Source organism: Micromonospora acroterricola (assembly GCF_003172955.1).
Classification (GTDB): domain Bacteria; phylum Actinomycetota; class Actinomycetes; order Mycobacteriales; family Micromonosporaceae; genus Micromonospora; species Micromonospora acroterricola.
Genome location: NZ_QGKR01000352.1, coordinates 1 through 22,935 on the forward strand (window position 1 = coordinate 1; position 22,935 = coordinate 22,935).

The following is a 22,935-nucleotide window of genomic DNA, read 5'->3' on the forward strand; positions in this document are numbered from 1 at the left end:
TGTCCGGGGTGGTGAGACGTGGGGCTGAGGTGGAACGTCGCGAGCGGGACGGTGGCGACCGGTGGGGCTGTTCTTTGGTCCCCCACTATGGCAATAGCCAATGATGGGAATTCCACCCTAGAACAAACCGCAGTTCGGCGCTCGCTCCGATGTGTCCGGTCGTCGACTTCGCTTTCCGGCTACCACGCCGGGCGATCCTGCGTCCGCTGTCCTAGCCGTGCAGTTTGCACGGCGGAATTCTGGTCACGATTCCCCGGGCCGCCGAAGGGCCGCCGGGGGCCGATGCCGGGCAACCGGCCACGTAGGGGGGACCGTTGGACAGTACCGGATCCGATCGTGTCGTTCGGCTGGTCGTGGGGGAGACGCTGGCGCGGGTGGCGGGCGAGGACAGCCTGGCGCTGGGCGAGGCGGACGCGCTGGAGGCCTTCGCAGAGGCGTTGCGCGAGGTGCTGCGCCGGGCTCTCGACGACCGGGTGCCACTCACGACACCAGACTTCGTCGACCTGTGCCGGGACCTCGGCCTGAACCGGGACTCCCTGGACCTGCTGGGGCATCACCTGCTGACGGCGCTGCTGACCCACCAGGTGGGGCCGGACGCCCTCATCCGCGTCGGTGCGCTCCTCGGCACCGTCCGGCGCTACCTGCCGACTCCCCGTCCACCGGCGCCCCGCAACGGCCGTCCGCTGCCCGGGCGACGCGACGTGCGGTCGGACAACAGCGTCGTGGGCCGCTACCGCCGGCCCCGGCTGCCGGAACACCTGCCCCGGTCGCCGACCTGGACCTGCACCGGATGTGGTCGCGACTGGCCCTGCGCCACCAAGCAGAGCCAACTCCTCGCCGAGTTCGGTGGAGCCCGCGCCGCCCTGGCCGTCTACCTCGGCTCCTGCCTCGTCGCCGCCGCCGAGGACCTGCCCACGCTGCCGTTGCCCAGTGCCCGGCAGCGGTTCCTGGGCTGGCTGCCCCGCGCCCGCATCTGACGACGACACCGTCGCCCGACTCCGCCGGCCGCCTCGACGACCGGCGGAGACGGTGCGCGCTCAGCCGACGCGGACCTGGTAGATGCCGCGGCCGAAGGTGCCGGCCACCAGGCGCTGGTGCGTCGCGTCGTACTCGATGTCGTCGACCGGGACCATCGGGAGCCCCCGGCCCTGTCGCAGCCAGATCGCCCCGCCGGTTGGGCTCACGAAGACGCCCTGGTCGGTGGCGACGTAGAGGGTGAGCCCCCGGCCGATCACCAGGTCGTTGACCGGTGCCCGGGGCAGCGTGCCACTCAGGTCGGCGAAGTGCCGCCCGCCGTCCAGCGAGCCCAGCACGTACGGCCGGTCCGAGCCCGACCGGTACGCCGACAGCGTCACGTACACCCGGCCGGCGCGGGCCGGGTCGACCACGACCCGGGTGACCCACGGCTGCCCGGAGAGCAGCAGGGTCCACGAGCCGCCGAGGTCCCGGGTCACCCAGACCCGGCCGTCGTCGGTGCCCACGTAGATGGTCCGGCCGTCGCCGGCCGGGGCGACCGTGGTGATCGTGCCGTAGTTCGTGTAGATCGGATCGCGGCCCGGGCCGCCGGTCAGGTCGCCGCTGATCGCCGTCCAGGTCCGACCCCCGTCGGTGGAGCGGTTGAGCACGTTGGCGCCGTAGTACATGACCGACGGGTCGCGCGGGTCGAAGACCACCGGGGTGAACCAGTTGCGGCGGGCGCCGGTGACCCGGTTGCCGAAGTAGGTCATGGTGTCGCCGCCGTCGACCGACCAGAAGCAGTTGCCGTACTGGTAGCAGGCGTAGACGTTCTCCTTGTCCCGCGGGTTGATCTGGTTCTCCTCACCGTCCCCGCCCAGGTACTCGTTGAACGCCGGCCCGCCCCACGACCGGAGGGAGCCGTTGTCCTGGGTGCCGCCGGAGATCCGGTCCGGATCCTGCGGCGTGGTCGCCACGCTGTAGAACTGGGTGTACGGCTCGTGGGTCGCCTTCACCCAGCCGCCGTCGCCGTCGGCGTCCGAGCGGTACGTGCCCCCGTCGTTGCCGAGGTAGACCCGCTGCGGGTACCGCCGGTCCCAGATCATGGCGTGGTGGTCGACGTGCGTGGAGGTCGAGTCGGCCGTCCAGCTCTGCCCACCGTCCTTCGTGGTCAACAGCGGCACCCCCGCGACGTGCACGTGCAGCGGCTCGTCCGGGTCGACCCAGACCTTGCCGAACCACCAGCCGAAGGTGGACTGGGAGGCGGTCAGGTCGGGGGTGTCCGGCAGCCGGGTCCAGGCGTCGCCGCCGTCGGTGCTGCCGTAGAAGCCGGCGAACGGCCCCGCCGTCGAGTTGACGATCGCGTAGAGCCGGTCCGGGTCGGAGGCGGACTGGCCGAGACCGATCCGGCCCACGTCCGGCCCGGCCGCCGGCAGCCCACCGGCCAGCCGCTGCCAGCTCGCGCCGCCGTCGGTCGAGCGGTACACCCCGGAGCCCACCCCGCCGTAGGTGCGCAGGTCCGGCACCCGGCGGTGGTCCCAGAGCACGGCGTAGAGCCGGCCGGGATCACGAGGGTCGAGCAGCACCTCCGTCGCCCCGGTGAACTCGTTCGCCCCGGCCAGCACCCGCGCCCAGGTCGCGCCGCCGTCGGTCGAGCGGTACACGCCCCGGTCGCCACCGCCGTTGTAGAGCGAGCCGGCCGCGGCCACGAAGATCCGCCTCGGGTCCGCCGGATCGACCGTGATGGCGCCGATCGCGCCCGAGTCGCGCAGGCCGAGGAAGCGCCAGGTGCGCCCGCCGTCGCGGGAGGCGTACAGGCCGGTGCCCTCGTAGGTGATGCTGCCGCCGCCCGGGTTGACCTCGCCCGTGCCGGCGTAGAGCGTGCCGTCCGGGCCGGTGGCCACCGCGCCCATCGCCTGCGTCCAGCCGTCCGGCCAGGCCGGCTCGAAGCGTTGGCCGGCGTCCCGGCTGACCCACACCCCGCCGCTGGCCGCCGCGGCGTACACGGTGTCGGCTCGCGTCGGGTCGAGGGCCAGCGAGGTGATGCGACCGCCGATGTTCGTCGGGCCGACCGCACTCCACCTGCCGCCCACGGCGGGCAGTCGGGCGGCGGCCCGCGCGGCGGTGTCGTAGGCGTGCCGGGGCAGCGCCACACCGGGCACGGTCTTCTGCAGGTAGCGGAACTCGGCGGGGGCCGACGGGCCGCGCACCGGGCGGTACTCGTCCTCGGGGCGGGGCGGGACCGCCCCGGCGGCGGTGGGCACCTGTGCGACGCCGCCGAGCAGCGCCGCGACGAGGGCCAGGCAGAGGGTGGGTCGTCGCGCCATGGCGGTCCCTTCGACGGTGGAGGGAGGACGGCCGGTCTCCGCGAACATTACGAAGACGGGTGTCGATCGGCAACCCCCCGGGGCCGAACGTTCGGCGACGGGATCGGCGCGGGCACTAGGCAAGAGTGACATCGATGCGATGGAATGTGATCCACGCGCCGTACCCCTGGGGAGGACACCGATGTCGTCCGCACAGTCGACCGCCCGCACCCGCGCCCGGGTCGCCGCCGTCCTGGCCGGCCTGCTGCTCGCGGCGTTGCCCGCCGCGCCCGCGCCCGCCTCACCGGCAACCGCCGCCCCGGAGGCGGCCGAAGCGGCGGCGTCGCACCGTCCGACACCCCCACACGTCGTCGGCGACAAGACCGTCCCCGTCTACTCCTACGCGGACGCGATCCGGGAGAGCGTCTGGGTGGAGACCCGGGCCGACAGCGACGGCGACGGCGTGCGGGACCGGGTGGCGGTGGACATGGTCCGGCCCCGGGAGGCGGCCGCCGCGGGGGTCCGGGTGCCGGTCATCATGGACGCCTCGCCCTACTACCACTGCTGCGGGCGGGGCAACGAGAGCGAGCGCAAGACGTACGACGCGGCCGGTGTGATCGCGAAGGCCCCGCTCTTCTACGACAACTACTTCGTCCCGCGTGGCTACGCGTTCGCCGCGGTGGACCTCGCCGGCACCGCCCGCTCCACCGGCTGTGAGGACGTCGGCGGCCCGGCGGAGGTGGGCAGCGCCAAGGCCGTCGTGGACTGGCTCAACGGGCGGGCCCGCGCGTTCACGGCCGACGGCCGGCCGGTCAGCGCGGCGTGGAGCACCGGGCGCGTCGGCATGATCGGCAAGTCGTGGGACGGCTCGGTCGCCAACGGGGTCGCCGCCACCGGCGTGCCGGGGCTGGCGACCATCGTGCCGATCTCGGCGATCTCCAGCTGGTACGACTACATGCGCTACCAGGGGGTGCTGCGGTCCTCCGACTATCCCGGCTACCTGCACTCGTACGTCAACGGCCGCACGGACGGGGCCTGCGCTGAGGAGCTGGCCCGGCTGCGCGCGGACAGCGCCGAGGAGACCGGCGACTACAACGGCTTCTGGGCGCAACGCGACTACCGGCCCGCCGCCGGCCGGGTGCGGGCGAGCGTGTTCGTGGCGCACGGCGTCAACGACCTGAACGTCACGACCAACCAGTTCGCCCGCTGGTGGCAGGAGTTGGCCGAGCAGGGCGTGCCGCGCAAGCTCTGGCTCTACCAGGCCGGCCACGAGGACCCGTTCGACGTCCGGCGCGCCGAGTGGGTGGACTCGCTGCACCGCTGGTTCGACTACTGGTTGCAGGGGCTGCGCAACGGGGTCATGGACGAGCCGCGGGTCGACCTGGAGACCGCTCCGGGGACGTGGACGACGCAGCGCGACTGGCCGGCGCCCGGCACCCGGTCGGTGCGGGTCGCCCTCGGCGCCGGCGACGGCGTGACCGGCACTCTCGGTGGGCGCGGGGCGCGTCCGGGCCGCGAGCAGGCGTACGTCGACGAGTCGCTGACCGAGGCGGAGCTGGTCGCCGAGCCGAGCACCGCGACCGCCGGCCGGTTGGTCTTCCTCTCCGGCGCCCTCAGCGCGCCGCTGCGGATCTCCGGCAGCCCGTCCGTGCGCCTGCGGATCCGGGTGGACCGGCCCACCACCGAGCTGACCGCGCGGCTGGTCGACTACGGCACCGCCGAGCGGATCCGGTACGACAGCTCGGAGGGGGTGCGGACGCTGACCACCGAGTCCTGCTGGGGAGCATCGACGGACGCCGACGACGCCTGCTACCGGGACACCGAGGAGATCACCGCGGTCTCCGACCACGCCGTGCTGACCCGGGGTTGGCTCGACGCGGCGCACCACCGTTCGCTGCGGTTCGCCACCCCGCTGCGGCCGGACCGCTGGTACACGGTGACCGTGCCGCTGAACGCGTACGACGCGGTGCTGCCCGCCGGCCACGTGCTCGGCCTGGTGCTCGGTCAGAGCGACCCGGAGTTCACCGAGACCGACGACCGCGACGCGACCGTCCGGGTCGACCTGGGCCGCAGCGAGCTGATCCTCCCGCTCACCGGCCGGGCCGGGCTGCCTTCGGTGGACGTCGCGCCGCGGGTGGTGACCGCGCCGGCCGACCCGTCGGCCGCCCGGACCGCGCGCGACACCCGGCAGGTGCCCTGACCGGGTGACCCGGTGCGGTTCGCCGCGCTGGCGGGGCCGCCAGCTCCCGTGGGTGGCGGCCCCACCCTGTGGTGGGTGTTCATCGTGGCCCCGTGTCGCGTACAGCGGCCGTTCACGGTCCTCTCCGAGGCTTCTTGATCGACAGAGCATTCGCTGATCGAGGAGAGGCTCCCAGGTGAGGGACAGGCAACCCGAAGAGACCGAGCGCGCGCAGCTGTCGCGGCGCAAGCTGGTCAAGTACGCGGGCGTCGGCGCGACGCTGGCCGCGGCCAGCCCGCTGGTGGGCAGCGGCGCGGCGTGGGCCGAGGAGGAGCGCAAGCCCGGCGACGACAGGAGCGACCGGGGTGAGTCGAGGAACCGCGCGTGGCGTGCCGGTGACCACCACGTCCACTCCGAGTACAGCGGCGAGTTCGACACCACGAAGACCCCGCCGGTCTTCCACAAGGGCGCGGACGCGGTCTACCCCATCGTCACCAACGCCATCATGGCCAAGAACTTCGGCCTGAGCTGGGCGATGTGCACCGACCACGGTGGACCGACCCACTCGAAGGTGAACATCGAGCAGGCGTACCCCGACCTGCTGCGCTCGCGCAAGCTCGTGCCCGAGGTGCTCCAGTTCTGGGGCATGGAGTTCGACGCGCCGTCGCTGGACCACCACACGCTGATGATTCCCCGTCACGACGATGAGGCGAAGCAGCTGTTCGAGCTGGAGAGCAGGTTCGCCAAGTACGACGCGTTCCCCACCGACCCGGCCCGGGACACCGAGGCCAGGATGGTGGAGTTCCTCAAGGTCGCCCGGGGAATGCCGCACAAGCCACTGGTGATCGCCCACCACACGTCGCGCTCGGCGACCGGGCTCGGCGTGTACGGCCAGGACACCCCGCGGGAGTTCCGCAACGGCAACAACGCCGCGCCGGACGTCTACGTCGGCTTCGAGGGCGCGCCCGGCCACCAGGCGGGTCCGCTCAACGGCGGCAAGCGGGGCGGGTACGGCAACCACCCCACCTACGGCGGCTTCGACCAGATGACCGCGCGGGTCGGCGGGCTGTGGGACTCGCTGCTCGGCGAGGGCCGGCGCTGGTGGATCACCGCGACGTCGGACTCGCACGTGCACTGGACCCGCGGCGGCTCGGACTTCTGGCCGGGTGAGTACAGCAAGACCTACGTGCACGCCCGCCAGGACTACGGCGACATCATGGACGGTCTGCGCAACGGCCGGATCTGGGTCACCACCGGCGACCTGATCCGCAGTCTCGACGTCACCGCCAGCTCGCAGGGCCGGACGGCCGAGGTGGGCGAGACCGTCACGGTCAGCCGCCGCAGCCGCACCGATGTCGAGATCGAGATCCGGTTCCGTCCGCTGGACGGCGTGAACGCCAACGGTGACCGTCCCGAGGTCCGCCGCGTCGACCTCATCGTCGGCCAGATCACCGGGCCGAGCGCCAACCCGGACGCCGACACCAACCCCACCACCAAGGTGGTCGCGCGGTTCGGTCCGCGTGACTGGCGCCGGCAGGGTGCGGACCACGTCATCCGGCACACCCTGCGCAACGTCGAGGCCGACACCTACGCGCGGGTCCGGGGCACCAGCACCGACGAGGGCGAGCCGCTCGCCGACGGGCTGGAGAGCCCGTGGGACGACCTGTGGTTCTACTCGAACCCGGTGTTCGTGCACGTGCGCTGATCGAGTGCGGTAGCGACGCCGCGTCAGTGCGCGTGCGCTGACCCGTGGCCGCGGCTCCGCCGGCACGGCTCGACCCACCAGGTCGGGCCGTGCCGGCGGACCGCGTACTCGGGGGTGGCCGGCGCTCGGGATCAGTCGCTGTGGCGACGGCGGGCACGGGCGGCGGGCGCCCTCCGGCCCGGCTCGGACGCCGACCCCGACCCACCGCGACCGGGCGCGGGCGGTGCCGGGTCGGGCCGCACCTGCGCGACCACCTCGCAGAGGTCGCGCAGCGGGTCGACCGCCTGGGCCGAACAGGCGACACGCTGGAGCAGGGCCCGCAGCGTGGCCGACTCGGCCGGCGCGAGCGCCCCCAGCAGGTGTGACTCGACCTGCCGCAGCGCCCGCCGTCGCTGCTCCCACGCCGTGCGGCCGGCGTCGGTGACGTCCACCAGCCGGCTGCGCCGGTCGGCCGGGTCCGCCCGACGGGCGACGTACCCGGGGCCTTCCAGGTCGTCGATGACGTACGTGAGCACGGTGCGGTCGATGCCGAGTTCCTCGGCGATCGCGCCCTGGTTCCGGGCCGGCGCGGTGATCGCGGCGGTGAGCACCTGGTAGCCGCGTGGACCGCCGGGGAAGTCGGTGAGCGCGTGCTCGGCCGCCCGTACGTAGCCACGGAAGACGATCCCGAGCATCCAGCCCAGGTCCTCGTCGAGCGGATCGGGCCGGTCCCGCACCTCACTGGCACCCGTCGTCATACGCCGACAGTAGCGCAGCGGCACAGACCTTGTTGGCAGAAGATGTTCTGTGTGACATAGGGTTGAGGTTGCGGCGCATCGTCCGAGCGTCGCGGGAAACGGGAGGCTCGCAGATGAGCGACTACGGCCACGACCTGCTCTTCGGATCGTTCACCACCCCGGGCAGTGACGATCCGGAGCGCGCCGTCGGCCTCGCCGTCCTGGCCGAGCAGGTCGGGCTGGACCTGGTCACCTTCCAGGACCACCCGTACCAGCCGAGGTTCCTCGACACCTGGACGCTGCTGAGCTACGTCGCCGCGCGGACCGACCGGGTGCAGCTGTCGGCGAACGTCACCAACCTGCCGCTGCGCCCGCCGGCCGTGCTGGCCCGCAGCGTCGCCAGCCTGGACCTGCTCAGCGGCGGCCGGGTCGGGCTCGGTCTCGGCGCGGGGGCGTTCTGGGAGGCCATCGAGGCGATGGGCGGCCGGCGGCTGACCCCCGGGCAGGGCGTGCGGGCGCTGGAGGAGGCCATCGAAATCATCCGCCAGCTCTGGGACGCCGAGGCGCGCGGGGGAGTGCGGGTCGACGGCGAGTTCCACCGGGTCGTCGGCGCCAAACGCGGCCCGGCCCCCGCGCACGAGGTGCCGATCTGGCTCGGCGCGTACAAGCCACGGATGCTGGAGCTCACCGGTCGACGGGCCGACGGGTGGCTGCCCTCGCTGGGCTACCTTCAGCCCGGCGACCTGGCCAAGGGCAACGAGATGGTCGACGACGCCGCACGGCGGGCCGGCCGCTCGCCCCGCGACGTCCGCCGGCTGCTCAACATCTCCGGCCAGTTCGCGTCGGCGGGGCGCGGCCCGCTGCACGGGCCCGCCGAGCAGTGGGTGCGGGAGCTGGCCGAACTCGCGCTCGGCGACGGCGTCAGCGCCTTCATCCTCGCCAGCGACGACCCCGACGACCTGCGCCGGTTCGCCGGCGAGGTGGCGCCCGCCGTCCGCGAGCTGGTCGCCACCGAGCGCGAGCGAGGCACGGAGCCGGAGACCGCGCCCGCCCCGGTGTCGCCGGTGGTCGTCACGCCCCCGGCGCGGCCGGCCCGCGCGACCGTGACCGGCGGCGCCTTCGCCGTGGTGCCGACCCCGGACGACGGGCGGCGGCTCAGCGACCAGCGCGTCTGGGACGAGTCGGCCCGACCGACCGGGCCCGCGCCCGACCCGTCGCGCACCTACACCCCCCACGAGCAGGCGACCGGTCAGCACCTGGTGCAGGTGCACGACGGCCTGCGCGGCGAGTTGGCCCAGATCCACGACCTGATCGAGCAGGTCGCGGCCGGTGAGATCGACGCCGGCACGGCCCGGTCGCACATCAACACGATGACCATGCGGCAGAACCGCTGGACGCTGGGCGCCTACTGCGAGTCCTACTGCCGCATCGTCACCACCCACCACACGATCGAGGACCAGGCGCTCTTTCCGCGGCTGCGGCAGGCCGACCCACGGCTCCGCCCGGTCGTCGACCGGCTGGAGCAGGAGCACCACGTCATCCACGACGTCCTGGAGGGCGTCGACCGGGCCCTGGTCGCCTACGTCGGGGCGCCGGACGGGTTGGCCGAGCTGCGCGCCGCGGTGAACCTGCTGACCGACGCCCTGCTGTCCCACCTCAGCTACGAGGAGCGCGAGCTGGTGGAGCCGTTGGCCCGGCTGGGGGTGAGCTGACGGAGCGGCCCGGGTTGCCCCGGACAACCTGAGAGACTACTTTCGAAACATGCCTCTCAAGAATCCGTACGGAGATTTCGAGATCACCGAGCCGCAGGCGCTGCGGGCGCTGGCCCACCCGGTCCGGCTCGCCATCCTCGACCGCCTCCAGCAGCACGGCCCGGCCACCGCCACCGGGCTCTCCCCACACGTCGGCGCCACGCCCTCGGTGGTCAGCTGGCACCTGCGGCACCTCGCGACATTCGGGCTGGTCACCGACTGGGACGGTGCCACCAGCAGGCGGGAACGCTGGTGGCAGGCGGCCGCCCGTGGCTTCCGCTTCAGCCTGCCGGACGACGCCGAGGGGCAGGCCGCCGGCCGCCAGCTGCGCGGCGAGATGTTCGCCCGGTACGCCGAGGCGCCGCAGCAGTGGCTGCTGCACGACGAACCCCGGCTCGACGCCGAGTGGCGCGGGCTGGCCGGAGTCGCCGCCACCCGGTTCGTGGCCACCGCCGAGGAGCTGCGGCAGCTCGAGGACGCGATGGAGGAGCTGCTCGCCCCGTACGTGCGGCGCAAGGACGAGGCCACCCCACCACCCGGCGCGCAGGTCGTCCAGATGCTGCGCTACCTGCTGCCCCAGCCCGGCGACGAACCGGCCGCGTCGTGACCACCGTCGGCACCGCGCCCCCGCCGGCCCTGCATCGGGACCGGCGGTTCCGCACCTTCTGGATCGGCGAGACGGTCTCCCAGTTCGGCGACCGGATCAGCGAACTGGCCCTGCCGCTGATCGCCGTCTCGCTGCTCGCCGCGACGCCCGCGCAGGTCAGCATCCTCACCGCGCTGATCTGGCTGCCCAACCTGCTGGGGCTGTTCCTCGGCGCGTGGGTGGACCAGCGCACCCACAAGCGCCGGCTCCTGATCATCGCGGACCTGGTCCGCGCCGCGGTGCTGCTCAGCCTGCCGGTGGCGTACCTGTTCGGCGTGGTCACCCTCGCCCAGCTCTACCTGGTGGCGTTGCTCGCCGGCACCGGGGCGGTGCTGTTCGCCATGGCGCGCCAGGCGTTCTTCGTGGCCCTGGTGCCGCCGTCGGCCTACATCGACGCGACCAGCAAGCTGAGCATGAGCCGTGCGGTCTCGTTCGTGGCCGGCCCGGCCGTCGGCGGGGGCCTGGTCCAGGCGTTGACCGCGCCCGTCGCGGTCGTCGTCGACGCCCTGTCGTTCCTCGTCTCCGCGCTGCTGATCCGCCGCATCCCGGTCACCGAGACGCCTCCCCCGCCGCGGCGGTCGTCCGCCCTCGGCCTGGTCCGCGAAGGGCTCGTGCTGGTGCTGCGCCACCCGGTGCTGCGCGCCGCGCTCGGCTGCACCAGCACCGTCAACTTCTTCACCTTCATCGCCACCGCGCTGCTGGTGCTGTACGCCAGCCGCGAGCTCGACCTGTCCGCCGGCGCCATCGGCATCGCGTTCGGCGCCGGCGCGCTCGGCGGGCTCGCCGGCGCGGCGCTGGCGCCCCGGGTCTCCCGCGCCATCGGGTTGGGCCGCACCGCGATGATCGGCGTCGTGCTCTTTCCGGCGCCGCTGGCGCTGACGGCGCTGGTGACCGGCCCGACCTGGACGAAGGTGGCCATGCTGGCGGCCATCGAGGTGGTCTCCAGCGTCGGGGTCATGCTGATGGACGTCAACCTGAACGCCCTGCTCACGGCGGTCACGCCCGACGACGCGCGGGGCCGCCGGGCCGGTGCGTACAGCGCCATCAACTACGGGATCCGGCCCCTCGGCGCGCTGGTCGGCGGCGCGCTGGGCACCACCATCGGGCTTCGGCCGACACTGGTCGTCGCCGGCCTGGGCGGCACGCTCGCCGTGTTCTGGTTGCTCGCGTCGCCGGTGCGCCACATCGCCACCCTCGACGAGCCGGTGACCTGACCCCGCCGCCGTTGGGGATCAGGTGGCTGCCGCGAGCAGCAGCCGGGCCAGCTCGGCGGGCTGGGAGAGCATCGGCCAGTGCCCGGTGCTCATGGTGACCAGCCGCCAGTGCTCGCTGGTGAGCAGCTTCGCCACGGTGTCGTTGGGCTCGGGCCCGTCGAGCAGGCACTTGACGTACGTGGCCGGCAGCTCGCCGAGCGGGCGGGTCAGCACGGCCGGCTCGGTCAGCGTGGCGCCGGGATGCGGCGTCGAGCCCTCGACCAGCCGGGCGACCTGCTCGTCCGTGAGCCCCTGGCCGTCGAAATCGGCCGCGTCGAGCGGCGGCCAGTAGCCGCCGTTGTCGGCGATCAACGACTCCAGCGCCGCCGGGCCCTGCCACCAGCCGGACGCGAACGAGCCACCGTCGACCGGCACCTCCGAGTCGACGAAGACCACCCGGGTCAGCCGGTCGCCGATCCGCTCGGCGGCCTGACCCACCGGGATGCCCGAGTAGCTGTGACCGACCAGCACCACGTCGCGCAGGTCGCGCCCCTCGATCTCACCGACGACGTCCTGCACGTGGGTCTGCTGCCCAGCGGGCACGCCCTGCTTCTCGGCGAGGCCGGAGAGGGTCAACGGGTGGACGCCGTGGCCGGCCGCACGCAGCGGCGGCACCACCTCGTCCCACGCCCACGATCCCAACCACGCGCCCGCCACCAGTACGAACTCAGCCATGGCTGGACCTTAGCCCGGCCCTGTGACACCGCCGCCGGCCCGGGCGGGCGGTGCGGGGGTCACGGCCAGGTCCGGGCCTGCGCGGCGAAGACCTCCGGCGGGCTGGACACGGGCAGAACGCAGACCAGGTGCCCGCCGGGCACCCGCAGGATCCGGCACTCCAACCACCGCGACACCTCGGTGGCGCCCAGCGCGATCAGCCGCTCGGTCTCGGCCGCCACGTCGTCGCTCTCGATGTCGAGGTGGAAGCGTGGCGCGTCGTCGACCGCCTGGACCGCGGTGACCAGCCCGGGCAGCGCCCCGTGCAGGCCGATGAACTGCGGCTCCGTCGGATCGGACGTGGTGCTGACGCCGAGCGCGGCCGACCAGAACTCCGCCGCCCGGCCTGCCTCCGCCTCCGGAGCGTCGATCAGCAGGGCACAGACACGGCTTCGGTGCATGCGACGCAGGATATCGACGGAGCCGGTGTGTCGCGACCGGGCGGGCACCTGCCCGGTCAGGTGTGGTCCAGTGGTGACGGACCGGTGTCGACCGGCATCCGGTAGATCCGGACCGGGTAGTCGACGGCCGCGTGCCCGCCGTTGAGCCCGGCGGTCAGATGCAGTTGGGCGGCCGGCAGCCAGAGCTGGGAGTCGGCGTCGATCCACATCGCGTCCACCCAGACCAGCCGGGGATCGGCGACGAGAGTGCGCACGGTCCGGTCCGTGGCCAGGGCCAGGACACGCCGCCGTTCGACGTCGCTGAGGTAGATGGTGCCGGCGGCGTCGATCGCCGTACCGCCGGTGCTGGGCGTGTCACACCACCGCTCGACACGCCGGGCCAGCTCGTCCACGGACACCGACGGGTCGTCCAGCCAGCGGGTGGCGATCCGGGACATCCCGCCGGAGGCCGGTTGGAAGTACAGCCACCGGCCGTCCGGGGACACCTCCAGCTGGTCGGCGTGTATGTGGACCGCGCCGCCCTGAGGATCGCGCAGCGGCCGGCCGTCGGCCGACAGGGGAGTGCCCACCGTGCTCGGATGCCCGTCCAGCACCCGCCGGGCCCGCCCCGATTCGAGGTCGAGCACGATGAGACCCGGCGCACCGGCGTCGGTGAGGTAACCGGTCCCGTCGTGGAACCGGACGTCGTCGACGAAGCTGGTGGGATGCACGGCCGAGTCCAGGTGGTAGACCCGGTCCACCCGGTCGCCGTCGGGGTCGACCACGATCAGCCGGGCCCCGCCCGGCACCTGCCAGGTGCCGACGCCCGGCGCGCCCGCGTCGATGATCCACAGTCGGCCGTCCGGGCCGCCACGCAGCCCGTTGACGTTGACGAAGGCGTTGTCCGGCGGCTGGCCCGCCTGGTTCCACGCGGCATCCGGGTACGGTGTGCGGCGGCCGTCCGGCAGTGCCTCGGCGACCCGTACCCCGGGGCGGTCGGCCGACGGGTAGCTCAGGAAGACCCGCCCCCGCAGGGTCGTCACGCCCGTGCACACCCGATCCTCGGCGAGCGCCGCCGTCAGCCGGGGATCCTCCTCGGTGGGCAGCATCGTCACAGATCCGCCCCCCTCACCCGCCCAACGGCGCGTCTCGACTCCATCCGGGGCGCCGTATCCCCGGGTCGTGCCGCCCGAAACCGCCCGCCCGGCGGCCGCGGCCCGTGCCGGTCGCCGCTCAGTCGGGCGGGGGACCGGGCCGGTCGACCAGGGCGGCGAGCCGCTTCGGGGCGAGCAGGCAGTAGCTCTCGGTGAGCAGCTCGCCGACCTCGTCCCAGTCGGTGTCGTCGGCCACGACCATGCCCAGCACGGTCGGGCCCCACTCGGGCTTGTAGAAGGGGTGCCCGCTGGCCACGAGCCCGGCGATCTCGTCGGGCGGCGACCGGAAGATCAGCAGGCACGCCGGCCGGTCCACGTCGGCGGCGCGCGCGTGGGCGACCTGGTGGTCGGGATCGACGGTGAGCACGTGGGCGAAGGTCCGCCTGCGGATGCGCCACCGGGTGCCCACCCACGCCGGCTCCTCGTAGCTCTCCGGCAGACCGAGGCAGATCGGCCGCAGCCGGTCGAGGACCGCGGGCGGGACGTCGGCGGGTTCGGTCACGGTCAGCGACCCTAGTCCGCCGGTACGACAGATCCCGCGATGCAGCCGGACCGCCGCGGCGCCGCCGCGCCCGCACGTCTGACGACGGACCGGGGCAGACGTCAACAGACCAGCTGGCCGGCCGCCGTCGAACCCGGCGCCGGTGGTGCGCGCTCCGCCGATCCGCCAGGATGGGCCGGGGCGACGCGGGCTGGCGCCCCGCACCGAGCCCCGTGCTGCCCGATGAGGAGTGCCGTGCCGTCCACCCTGCTCTCCCGCCGTGACCTCGACTTCCTGCTGCACGACTGGCTGCGGGTGTCCGAGCTGGTCGAGCGCCCGCGCTACGCCGAGCACTCCCGGGAGACCTTCGACGACGCCCTGGACCTCGCCGAGCGGGTCGCGACCGAGCAGTTCGCGCCGCACAACCGGGCCGCCGACCTCGCCGAGCCCACCTTCGACGGGCAGCGGGTGCGGCTGATCCCGGAGGTCCGCGCGGCGCTGGAGAGCTTCGCCGAGACCGGCCTGCTCACCGCCGGGCTGGACGCCTCGGTCGGCGGCCTGCAACTGCCGCACGCCGTCGCGGCCGCCTGCTTCACCTGGATCCAGGCCGCCAACGTCTCCACCTCGGCGTACCCGTTCCTCACCCTGGGCAACGCCAACCTGCTGCTGGCGCACGGCAGCGCGGAGCAGGTCGACACCTACGTGCGGCCCATGCTGGAGGGCCGGTTCTTCGGCACCATGTGCCTGTCCGAGCCGCACGCGGGCAGCTCGCTGGCCGACATCACCACCCGAGCCGAGCCGCAGCCGGACGGCACGTACCGGCTCTTAGGCACCAAGATGTGGATCTCCGGAGGCGACCACGAGCTGGCCGAGAACATCGTCCACCTGGTGCTCGCCCGGATCCCCGGCGGCCCGCCCGGGGTGAAGGGGATCTCGCTGTTCATCGTGCCGAAGGTGCTGGTCGAGCCGGACGGCTCGCTCGGCGACCGCAACGACGTGGTGCTGGTCGGGCTCAACCACAAGATGGGCTTCCGGGGCACCACCAACACCCTGCTCAGCTTCGGCGACGGCGGCCACGCGCCCGGCGGCCGTCCCGGCGCGGTGGGCCACCTCGTCGGCCCGCCGCACCAGGGGCTGGCCCAGATGTTCCACATGATGAACGAGGCCCGCATCGGCGTGGGCGCCGGCGCCACCGCGCTCGGCTACACCGGCTACCTCAAGAGCCTGGCGTACGCCCGGGAACGGCCGCAGGGCCGGCCGGTCGGCGCCAAGGACCCGGCCGCGCCGCAGGTGCCGATCATCGACCACCCGGACGTACGACGGATGCTGCTGGCGCAGAAGAGCTACGTGGAGGGGGCGCTGGCCCTGGTGCTCTACTGCGCGCGGCTGCTCGACGAGGAGAAGACCGCCCCCGCCGACGCCGATCGCGAGCGGGCGCACCTGCTCCTGGACGTGCTCACCCCGATCACCAAGAGCTGGCCGTCACAGTGGTGCCTCACGGCCAACGACCTGGCCATCCAGGTGCTCGGCGGCGCCGGCTACACCCGAGACCACGACGTGGAGCAGCACTACCGGGACAACCGGCTCAACCCGATCCACGAGGGCACCCACGGCATCCAGGCGCTGGACCTGCTGGGCCGCAAGATGACCATGCACGGTGGCGCGGGCCTGACCCTGCTGACCTCGATGATCCGCGAGACCGTCGCCCGAGCCGGGCAGGCCGGGGGAGAGGTCGCCGCGCTCGCCGACCGGCTGGCCGCGTCGGTGGACCGGATCATCGCGGTCACCCGCCGACTCTGGGCCGACGGTGACCCGGTGCTCGCGCTGGCCAACGCGAGCGTCTACCTGGAGGCGGTCGGGCACGTCGTGATCGCGTGGATGTGGCTGGAGCAGCTGTTGGCGCTGCCGCCGGAGGGAGCCGGCGACGCGTTCCACGCCGGCAAGCGGCAGGCCGCCCGCTACTTCTTCACCGTCGAGCTGCCCCGCACCGGCCCGCAGTTCGACCTGCTGGACAGCCGGGACCGGACCACGCTGGAGATGCGCGCCGACTGGTTCTGAACCGGCCGGCCCTCACCGTCGCCTGGCCTGGTGGTTCATCGCCTGCCGCCCCTTGACCACGCCCAGCACGATCACCACGACCAGCGCGATCAACCCGATGATGATCAGCCAGCGGACCGCCTCGAGGAGCAGCCCGAGCAGGATCAGCACGCCGGCGACCACCCCGACGACCCAGAGCAAGGCACGCATGTCGACCTCCCGTGACCGGCCCCGCCGGGTGCGGCGACCCCGGGTCACCTTCCCGATCCGCGCGACACCATGCCCAGTCGGCGCGAGGAGCCTGCCGCCCGCCGGTGCGGCCCGGCGGGCTCAGCGCGGCGACCGGGGCTCAGCGCGGGGCGGGCTCAGCGTGAGCGGAGCGCGGCGGGTCGGGTCAGCTCGCGGTGCGGGCGACGTACACGGTGTTGGCGGACTGGCCGCCGGTCAGCGGGTTGGCGAACGGCACGACGTGCGACCGCGCGGTCGCGAACACCTCGCTGAGCGCCGCCGTGAACTCGGCGTCCGGCGGGTCGTCCGACCAGAGCGCGAACACGCCCTCCGGGCGCAGCAGGGCGGCCAGCCGACGCAGCCCGGCCGGCTGGTACAAGCCGGCGTGACTGGGGTGCAGGACGTTGCGCGGGGAGTGGTCGACGTCGAGCAGCACGGCGTCGAACCGGCGTCCCGGCGCCCCGGCGTCGAACCCGGTGTCGCCGGCCACCGCCGCGAAGAAGTCGGCCCGCGCGAACCGGGTCCGCGTGTCCTCGGCGAGCCCCGCCGCGAACGGCAGCAGGCCCCGACGGTGCCAGTCGATCACGTCCTCGATGGCCTCCACCACCACCAGCGACCGCACCCGCGGGTCGTCCAGCGCGGCGCGCGCGGTGTAGCCCAGCCCGAGGCCGCCGACCACCACGTCGAGCGCGTCACCGACGACCTCGGCCAGGCCCAACCGTGCCAGCTCGATCTCCGCGACCGGGAAGAGGCTGGACATCAGGTACTCGTCGTCGAGCTTGACCTCGTACACCTCGACCTCGAGCGCCGGGTCCCGGCGTCGGCGCAGGCTGATCGCGCCGATCGGGGTCTCCCGCCAGGCCAGTTCCTCGAAGCGCGCGCCCACGGTGCCCTCTCGCCGCCGGATTCGTCCCCCGGAGGGTACCGGCCCGACCGGCACCCGCCACGGAGGGTCCGCGGGACATCGACGGAGCGCATATCCTGTGCCCGGCCGATCGAGCGGGAAGGGATCTCATGCCGTCGCGGCAGGACCAGCTGCACTCCTACCAGTTCAGCGTCCAGCGGGCGGTCGCCGCCCTGGTGATGTGGGAGACCGATCCCGCGCAGTCGCCGTTCCGGCGGCTCGCCGGCGCCGGGCTGGCCAGCGTCCTGGTCGCGGCGATCGGGCTGGGCGGCTTCGCGCTCTACGGGCTGTTCGCCGGCGGCGGCAGCGGCTGGCGCGACCCGGGCGCGGTGATCGTGGAGAAGGAGTCCGGCGCGCGGTTCGTCTATCGCGAGCAGAAGCTGCACCCGGTGCTCAACTACGCCTCGGCGCTGCTGATCGTCGGCGCCGACCGGTCGAAGACCGTGCTGGTCTCCCGGCGCTCCATCGACGGTGTTCCGCGCGGGCTGCCACTGGGCATCGCCGACGCGCCGGATTCGCTGCCCGCCCCGGGTCGGTTGGCCACGGCGGCGTGGACGGTCTGCTCGGCGAGGCCGGCCGGCGCCGACGACGAGGCGCCCCGGTCCGCGCTGCTGATCGGCACCGAGCCCGGCGGTGGCCAGCCGCTCGGCGACGACGCGCTGCTGCTGCGCCACCCCGACGGCGGGCTGCACCTGGTCTGGCACCAGCGGCGCTACCTGATCCGCGACCCCAGCCGGGTGCTGGCGGCGCTGGCCACGACCCGGGCGCGGGCGGTGCCCGTGGCGCCCGCGCTGCTCAACTCGCTGCCCGCCGGCGCCGACCTGGCCCCGCTCGCCCTGCCCAACCAGGGCCGGCGCGCCACCGCGGTGCCGGGCGCCACCGTCGGCCAGGTCTACCTGGTGCGCAACTCCGGCGGTGGCCGGCAGTACGCGGTGGCGCTCGACGCCGGGCTGGCCGGGATCACCGAGCTTCAGGCCGGGCTGTTGCTGGCCCGCACCGGGCAGGGTGAGCCGGAACCGATGACGTTGGGCCGGTTCGCCGCGCTGCCCACGGTGCCCGATCTCGCCCCGACGGGTCCGCTGGCCCCGCCGCCGGTCCCGCCCCGGCTCGTGGCCGGCGACGACGCGGCGTTCTGCACCCGGGTCGCCGACGACGGTGGGGCGGGAGAGGTGCGGTGGGGCGTACCGCTGCCGGACCTGGCCGCCGTGCCGCGGACCGCGCCGGCCGGCGGCGCCGTGCCCGCCGACCACGTGGTGGTGGAGCCGGGCCGCGGCGCGGTGGTCGAGGCCGCCGCTTCGCCCGGCGCGTCCGGCGGCGCGGTCTCCGTGGTCACCGACCTGGGCCGGCGGTACGTGCTGGCCGACCGGGACGTGCTCGCGATGCTCGGCTACCGCGACGTGCGACCCCTGCGGCTGCCGGCGGGCCTGGTCAGCCTGGTGCCGGCCGGCGCGACCCTGGACCCGGCCGCCGCCCGGGCCGTCGCCGCCCCCGCCTGACGAAGGGCGCTGCGGGTGTCAGGCGGCCGGGCGGCGCAGGATGCTGACCGCGAAGGGCGCGTCGTCGCGCCACGGGCGCAGGTCCCAGGTGGCGAAGCGGTGCTCCAGGCGCAGCCCGGCGGCGACCGCGTCGGCGTCGAACGCGGTCAGCGGGTAACCGCGTTCGGTGCCGAAGCCCACGGCCAGCACGCCGTCCGGGCGCAGGTGCCCGGCGAGCCGGCGCAGCACCTCCGGCTCGGTGCCGGCGGCGACGAAGGCGAGCACGTTGCCGGCCAGCACCGCCGCGTCGAACGGCTCTGCCTCGTCGAGCGCCGGCAGGTCCAGCTCGGCCAGGTCGGCGACGAGCCAGCGTGGGCCGGGGTGGTCGGCGGTGGCGGCGGCCACCAGCGCGGGGTCGGCGTCCACCCCGACCACGGTGTGCCCGCGCTGGGCCAGCGCCGCGCCCACCCGGCCGGTGCCGCTGCCGGCGTCGAGGATCCGCGAGCCGGGCGGGACGAGAGCGTCCACCAGCCGCGCCTCGCCGGCCAGGTCGGCGCCCTCGGCGGCGAGCTTCCGGAACCGGTCGATGTACCACTGCGAGTGCTCAGGCCCGGTGTCGGTCGCCCAGCGCGTCGGGTTGCCCATGGGGCCACGGTATCCGTACCAACGGCACCACGCCGCGCCACCCGGCCGCCGCCCGCCGGGGCGGCGGGCGGCGGCCGGGGTGGGGTCAGCCTTTCTCGGCGCCGCTGGTCAGGCCCTCGGTGAGGAGGCGTTCGCTGGCGAAGAAGAGGATCACGATGGGCAGGGTGAGGACGACCGAACCGGCCATCAGCACGGTCTTGGGCACCTCCACGCCGTCGGCGAGCAGGGACAGCCCGAGCGACACCGTCCACCGGTCGGGCTTGTCGACCAGGAACAGCAGCGCGAAGAGGAACTCGTTCCAGGCGATCATGAAGTCGTAGAGCGCGACCGCCATGATCGACGGCATGGCCAAGGGCAGGCTGACCCGGCGGATGATGCCGAGCCGGCCGGCGCCGTCGATGGCGGCGGACTCCTCCAGGCTGACCGGGATCGTGTCGAAGTAGTTCTTCAACATGTAGACCGAGACCGGCAGCGTCTGCGAGATGTACACCAGCACCAGGCCGAACAGGGAGCCGCGCAGCCCGGCCCGGGTGAACACCACGAACAGCGGGATCGCGATGACGATCGACGGGAACAGGTAGACGGCCAGGAACAGGAAGTCGACCTGCCGCCGGCCGAAGAACCGCAGCCGGGCCACCGCGTACGCCCCGGGGATCGCCACCACCAGGGTGAGCACCGTCGCCGCGACCGCCACCAGGCCGCTGTTGCGGATGAAGGTGAGGAAACCCTGGCCGCCGTCGTCGGCGGCCCTGAGCACCTCGGCGTACGTGGCGACGGTCAGCTCGCCGAAACCGACCACCAGCGAGCCGGGGTCGAGCAGCAGCCGCTCGATGGGGCGTACCGAGAGCATCAGCATGTAGTAGAAGGGGAAGACGGTGATCACCAGGAACGCGGCGACCACCAGGCGGCGCAGCCAGCGCAGGCTGACGGTCTCGACCATGTCCCGGTCCATCAGTCCACCCTCCGTCCGAAGAAGCGCAGGTAGATCAGCACGAACACGATCAGCACCACGGCCAGCACGACCGCCTGCGCGGCGGCGGCGCCGATGTCGGTCCGGGCGGTGAGGAACTCGTACACCCGCACGCTGACCACCTCGGTGCCGGCCGATCCGCCGGTGAGCAGGTAGACGTCGTCGAACTTGTTGAACGTCATGATGAAGCGCAGCACGCCCAGCAGGGCGATCACCGGCAGCAGTTGCGGCAGCAGGATGTGCCGGAACCGTTGGGTGGGCGTGGCGCCGTCGACCCGGGCGGCCTCCTCCAGCTCGCCGGGAGCCGCCTGGAGCCGGGCCAGCAGGAACAGGAACGCGAACGGGAAGTACCGCCACGCCTCGAACACGATCACCGTGGCGAGCGCGGTCGACTCCTGGGACAGGAACGGCACCGGGGCGTCCCAGCCGAGCAGCCGCTGGCCCCAGTCGTTGACGATGCCGAGCTGCGGGTCGAGCATCACCTGCCACACGAAGGTCACCGCGACCACCGGCGCCACGTACGGCAGCAGCATGGACGCCCGGACCAGGGTGCGGCCGCGGAAGGGGCGGCGGACCACCAGGGCGGCGACGAGGCCCAGCAGGATCGACCCGAGGGTGCCGCCGATGCTGTAGACCAGCGTGGTCCACAGCGTGGTGGCGAAGCCCGGGGTGTGCAGCACCCGGTCGACGTTGTCCATGGTGAACTCGCCGAACAGCCCGGTCTTGCGCAGTGTGGCGAGCCGGACCCGCTGGAAGGCGAGCACCACGGTCCAGACGATCGGAATTCCGATCACCGCGATGGTGACGAGCAGGGTGGGTGCGACGAGCGCGAGCCCGGCTCGGGACTCGCGGCGGCGCAGGGTCAGCGGTCGGCGGCGGCGGGCCGGCGCCGGCCGCTCCCGGGTGGGGGAGCGGCCGGTGCCCGGCGTGGTGGTGGTCAATTGACGCCCGCCTTGATGGCCTCGACGTCCTTCTTGGCCCGCGCGGCGGTGGCCACCGCGTCGGACTTGCCGGCGAGGAGGTCGCTCATCGCCTTCGGCACCGGCAGCTCGCCGAGCATGGCGCCGACGAGCTTGCCCTGCCCCTGGCTGAGCCCCCAGCGCTGGAAGGTGTCCGGGCTGCGGCGCAGCGTCGCCAGCACCTCGTCGCCGTACACGTCTGCGAGGGGCTTCTTGGCGTCCACGCCGGCCTGGCTGGTGTTCCAGGCGGTGAGGTACGCCTCCGGCTCGGCCGGGGTGCCCTTGCGCACGGGGAAGCGACCCTCGGGCGACATGCCGAACCAGCGCGGGTACGCCTCGCCGAGCATGTGCTCGACGAAGGACTTCGCCGGGTCGGTCGCCGCGCCGTCGAGCACCGCCCATGAGCTGATCTCGCCGTACTGGGCCGGCTCGGCGCCGTTGGGGCCCTTGATCGCGGTGACGAACCCGCTGTTCTTCGCCAGGAACGACGGGTCGGCCTGGCACTGCGGGCAGGTCGGCTTGGCGTCGTTGCGCAGCCCGGCCAGCTCGTCGAGGATGAACGGTGACCAGACGACCATCGCCGCCCTGCCGGCGAAGTAGGTGGCCCGGGTGGTGTCCACGTCCTGCGCGCCCTTCACCGAGCTGTTCCGGATCAGGTCGCCGTAGAAGCGGAACGCCTCGACGCACTGCGGCGAGTCCAGGGTGACCCCGCCGCCGTCGTCGGTGAGCTGGCAGCCGTTGGCCAGCGCGAGGTGCTCGAAGGTCTGCTGGGTGAACACGTCGCCGGGGGCGGTCGCCGCGGTGATGCCGGCTACGCCGCCGGTGTTGAGCCTCGCGGCGGCGGCGGTGATCCGCTCGTACGTGTCGGGGGCGGGCAGGCCGGCGGCGTCGAACAGGTCCTTGCGGTAGACGAGGAGCTGCCCCCACCCGTCGCTGGGCACGGAGAGCTGCTTGCCGTCGTCGGAGGTGAGCTCCAGCGCACGGGGGGAGAAGGTCTGCCTGCCGAGGGTGTCGACGATCTCGCCGTTGGCCGAGCCGTGCAGCAGCTCGTTGCCGGCGAGCGTGCGGATGCCGGCGAGGGAGACGGAGCCGACCACGTCGGGCAGGTCGCCGGCGGCGGCGTTGGCGGCGATCAGGGAGGGGAACTGGTCCTCGTTGACGGTGACCAGCTCGACCTGGACGCCGGTCTTCGCCGTGAAGTCGGCGATGATCGCCTTGGTGGCGGTGACCCGGTCGGCCACGTCCTCCAGGCTCCACACGGTGATCTTGTTGCTGCTGCTGTCCGACTCGTCGTCGCCGCAGGCCAGCAGGGTGGATGCGGTAAGTGCCATGATCAGGGTGGTGGCGAGTATCCGCCTCGGAGGTGCTGACATCGGTGGCACTCCTCTCGAAGGGTACATGACGGATTCAACACCTTCGATTGATCAATGACAAGACATATGGCCATTTTTTGCCTATCCTGGAGCCCAGTGCTACCG

General features: G+C 73.5%; 20 protein-coding genes. 8 read left to right on the forward strand and 12 right to left on the reverse strand.

Features of this window, described 5'->3' with window-relative positions; all coding sequences use genetic code 11:
- Positions 1-314: 314 nt before the first annotated feature.
- On the forward strand, positions 315-977 hold the full coding sequence (locus DKT68_RS32285; protein ID WP_236647133.1) for a hypothetical protein: 663 nt from the start codon (positions 315-317) through the stop codon (positions 975-977).
- 60 nt (positions 978-1,037) lie between these two features.
- On the opposite strand, the gene DKT68_RS29550 is transcribed toward DKT68_RS32285, so the two are convergent.
- Positions 1,038-3,281 carry a WD40/YVTN/BNR-like repeat-containing protein gene (locus tag DKT68_RS29550; protein ID WP_201749240.1) on the reverse strand — a complete coding sequence of 748 codons (2,244 nt, stop codon included), beginning with the start codon at positions 3,279-3,281 and terminating at the stop codon, positions 1,038-1,040.
- A gap of 181 nt (positions 3,282-3,462) precedes the next feature.
- On the opposite strand from DKT68_RS29550, the gene DKT68_RS29555 reads away from it, so the two are divergent.
- On the forward strand, positions 3,463-5,460 hold the full coding sequence (locus DKT68_RS29555; RefSeq protein ID WP_109820657.1) for a Xaa-Pro dipeptidyl-peptidase: 1,998 nt from the start codon (positions 3,463-3,465) through the stop codon (positions 5,458-5,460).
- A 175-nt stretch (positions 5,461-5,635) separates the two neighbouring features.
- Entirely contained in the window at positions 5,636-7,144 is a 1,509-nt protein-coding gene (locus DKT68_RS29560; RefSeq protein WP_109820658.1) for a CehA/McbA family metallohydrolase domain-containing protein, read from the forward strand.
- 131 nt (positions 7,145-7,275) lie between these two features.
- Here the strand turns inward: DKT68_RS29560 and DKT68_RS29565 are convergent, their stop codons facing one another.
- Entirely contained in the window at positions 7,276-7,881 is a 606-nt protein-coding gene (locus DKT68_RS29565) for a MarR family winged helix-turn-helix transcriptional regulator (protein ID WP_109820659.1), read from the reverse strand.
- Between the two features lie 113 nt (positions 7,882-7,994).
- On the opposite strand from DKT68_RS29565, the gene DKT68_RS29570 reads away from it, so the two are divergent.
- From DKT68_RS29570 to DKT68_RS29580, 3 genes are read left to right on the forward strand one after another with little or no spacing between them, the layout of a single operon-like run.
- The gene (locus DKT68_RS29570; protein WP_109820660.1) at positions 7,995-9,572 is read left to right on the forward strand and encodes an LLM class flavin-dependent oxidoreductase; all 1,578 of its coding nucleotides are present in this window, start codon (positions 7,995-7,997) and stop codon (positions 9,570-9,572) included.
- A gap of 49 nt (positions 9,573-9,621) precedes the next feature.
- Entirely contained in the window at positions 9,622-10,218 is a 597-nt protein-coding gene (locus DKT68_RS29575; RefSeq protein WP_109820661.1) for an ArsR/SmtB family transcription factor, read from the forward strand.
- Positions 10,215-11,471, forward strand: a complete 1,257-nt coding sequence (locus DKT68_RS29580; RefSeq protein WP_109820662.1) for an MFS transporter — start codon at positions 10,215-10,217, stop codon at positions 11,469-11,471. Before DKT68_RS29575 ends, DKT68_RS29580 begins: the two co-directional genes overlap by 4 nt.
- An 18-nt stretch (positions 11,472-11,489) precedes the next feature.
- On the opposite strand, the gene DKT68_RS29585 is transcribed toward DKT68_RS29580, so the two are convergent.
- From DKT68_RS29585 to DKT68_RS29600, 4 genes are all read right to left on the reverse strand, one after another.
- A complete protein-coding gene (locus DKT68_RS29585; RefSeq protein ID WP_109820663.1) occupies positions 11,490-12,185 on the reverse strand; it encodes an alpha/beta hydrolase in 696 nt (231 codons plus the stop codon).
- Between the two features lie 59 nt (positions 12,186-12,244).
- Positions 12,245-12,625, reverse strand: coding sequence for a VOC family protein (locus DKT68_RS29590; protein WP_109820664.1), 381 nt, complete (start codon positions 12,623-12,625; stop codon positions 12,245-12,247).
- Between the two features lie 56 nt (positions 12,626-12,681).
- Positions 12,682-13,713, reverse strand: coding sequence for a major royal jelly family protein (locus DKT68_RS29595; protein ID WP_236647138.1), 1,032 nt, complete (start codon positions 13,711-13,713; stop codon positions 12,682-12,684).
- A gap of 124 nt (positions 13,714-13,837) precedes the next feature.
- Positions 13,838-14,260 carry an MmcQ/YjbR family DNA-binding protein gene (locus DKT68_RS29600; RefSeq protein ID WP_109820666.1) on the reverse strand — a complete coding sequence of 141 codons (423 nt, stop codon included), beginning with the start codon at positions 14,258-14,260 and terminating at the stop codon, positions 13,838-13,840.
- Positions 14,261-14,482: 222 nt separating this feature from the next.
- Between DKT68_RS29600 and DKT68_RS29605 the strand changes: the two genes are divergently transcribed.
- Entirely contained in the window at positions 14,483-16,297 is a 1,815-nt protein-coding gene (locus DKT68_RS29605; RefSeq protein WP_109820667.1) for an acyl-CoA dehydrogenase, read from the forward strand.
- 12 nt (positions 16,298-16,309) lie between these two features.
- Here DKT68_RS29605 and DKT68_RS31645 read toward each other — a convergent pair whose 3' ends face one another.
- Both DKT68_RS31645 and DKT68_RS29615 read right to left on the reverse strand, forming a co-directional pair.
- The gene (locus DKT68_RS31645; protein ID WP_201749241.1) at positions 16,310-16,486 is read right to left on the reverse strand and encodes a hypothetical protein; all 177 of its coding nucleotides are present in this window, start codon (positions 16,484-16,486) and stop codon (positions 16,310-16,312) included.
- Positions 16,487-16,670: 184 nt separating this feature from the next.
- Positions 16,671-17,390: a polyamine aminopropyltransferase gene (locus DKT68_RS29615; protein ID WP_109820669.1), complete on the reverse strand. Its 720-nt coding sequence runs from the start codon at positions 17,388-17,390 to the stop codon at positions 16,671-16,673.
- A 128-nt stretch (positions 17,391-17,518) separates the two neighbouring features.
- On the opposite strand from DKT68_RS29615, the gene eccB reads away from it, so the two are divergent.
- Entirely contained in the window at positions 17,519-18,904 is a 1,386-nt protein-coding gene (eccB, locus tag DKT68_RS29620) for a type VII secretion protein EccB (RefSeq protein ID WP_109820670.1), read from the forward strand.
- An 18-nt stretch (positions 18,905-18,922) separates the two neighbouring features.
- Here eccB and DKT68_RS29625 read toward each other — a convergent pair whose 3' ends face one another.
- The 4 genes from DKT68_RS29625 to DKT68_RS29640 form a co-directional block, all read right to left on the reverse strand.
- Positions 18,923-19,528 (reverse strand): class I SAM-dependent methyltransferase, encoded by a 606-nt coding sequence (locus tag DKT68_RS29625; RefSeq protein ID WP_109820671.1) that lies wholly within the window; start codon positions 19,526-19,528, stop codon positions 18,923-18,925.
- Between the two features lie 85 nt (positions 19,529-19,613).
- Entirely contained in the window at positions 19,614-20,480 is an 867-nt protein-coding gene (locus tag DKT68_RS29630) for a carbohydrate ABC transporter permease (RefSeq protein ID WP_109820672.1), read from the reverse strand.
- Positions 20,480-21,439: a carbohydrate ABC transporter permease gene (locus DKT68_RS29635; protein WP_109820673.1), complete on the reverse strand. Its 960-nt coding sequence runs from the start codon at positions 21,437-21,439 to the stop codon at positions 20,480-20,482. The genes DKT68_RS29630 and DKT68_RS29635 overlap by 1 nt, the downstream gene beginning before the upstream one ends.
- Complete coding sequence (locus tag DKT68_RS29640) at positions 21,436-22,788, reverse strand: ABC transporter substrate-binding protein (RefSeq protein ID WP_236647134.1); 1,353 nt, start codon at positions 22,786-22,788, stop codon at positions 21,436-21,438. The genes DKT68_RS29635 and DKT68_RS29640 overlap by 4 nt, the downstream gene beginning before the upstream one ends.
- Positions 22,789-22,935 lie beyond the last annotated feature (147 nt).

Bases quoted from the DNA above. Each gene is read 5' to 3' on its own strand.
- DKT68_RS29550 (WP_201749240.1), bottom strand. From the start codon at position 3,281: ATGGCGCGACGACCCACCCTCTGCCTGGCCCTCGTCGCGGCGCTGCTC.
- DKT68_RS29555 (WP_109820657.1), top strand. From the start codon at position 3,463: ATGTCGTCCGCACAGTCGACCGCCCGCACCCGCGCCCGGGTCGCCGCC.
- DKT68_RS29565 (WP_109820659.1), bottom strand. From the start codon at position 7,881: ATGACGACGGGTGCCAGTGAGGTGCGGGACCGGCCCGATCCGCTCGAC.
- DKT68_RS29570 (WP_109820660.1), top strand. From the start codon at position 7,995: ATGAGCGACTACGGCCACGACCTGCTCTTCGGATCGTTCACCACCCCG.
- DKT68_RS29575 (WP_109820661.1), top strand. From the start codon at position 9,622: ATGCCTCTCAAGAATCCGTACGGAGATTTCGAGATCACCGAGCCGCAG.
- DKT68_RS29585 (WP_109820663.1), bottom strand. From the start codon at position 12,185: ATGGCTGAGTTCGTACTGGTGGCGGGCGCGTGGTTGGGATCGTGGGCG.
- DKT68_RS29590 (WP_109820664.1), bottom strand. From the start codon at position 12,625: ATGCACCGAAGCCGTGTCTGTGCCCTGCTGATCGACGCTCCGGAGGCG.
- DKT68_RS29595 (WP_236647138.1), bottom strand. From the start codon at position 13,713: ATGCTGCCCACCGAGGAGGATCCCCGGCTGACGGCGGCGCTCGCCGAG.
- DKT68_RS29605 (WP_109820667.1), top strand. From the start codon at position 14,483: ATGAGGAGTGCCGTGCCGTCCACCCTGCTCTCCCGCCGTGACCTCGAC.
- DKT68_RS31645 (WP_201749241.1), bottom strand. From the start codon at position 16,486: ATGCGTGCCTTGCTCTGGGTCGTCGGGGTGGTCGCCGGCGTGCTGATC.
- eccB (WP_109820670.1), top strand. From the start codon at position 17,519: ATGCCGTCGCGGCAGGACCAGCTGCACTCCTACCAGTTCAGCGTCCAG.
- DKT68_RS29625 (WP_109820671.1), bottom strand. From the start codon at position 19,528: ATGGGCAACCCGACGCGCTGGGCGACCGACACCGGGCCTGAGCACTCG.
- DKT68_RS29630 (WP_109820672.1), bottom strand. From the start codon at position 20,480: ATGGACCGGGACATGGTCGAGACCGTCAGCCTGCGCTGGCTGCGCCGC.
- DKT68_RS29640 (WP_236647134.1), bottom strand. From the start codon at position 22,788: ATGGCACTTACCGCATCCACCCTGCTGGCCTGCGGCGACGACGAGTCG.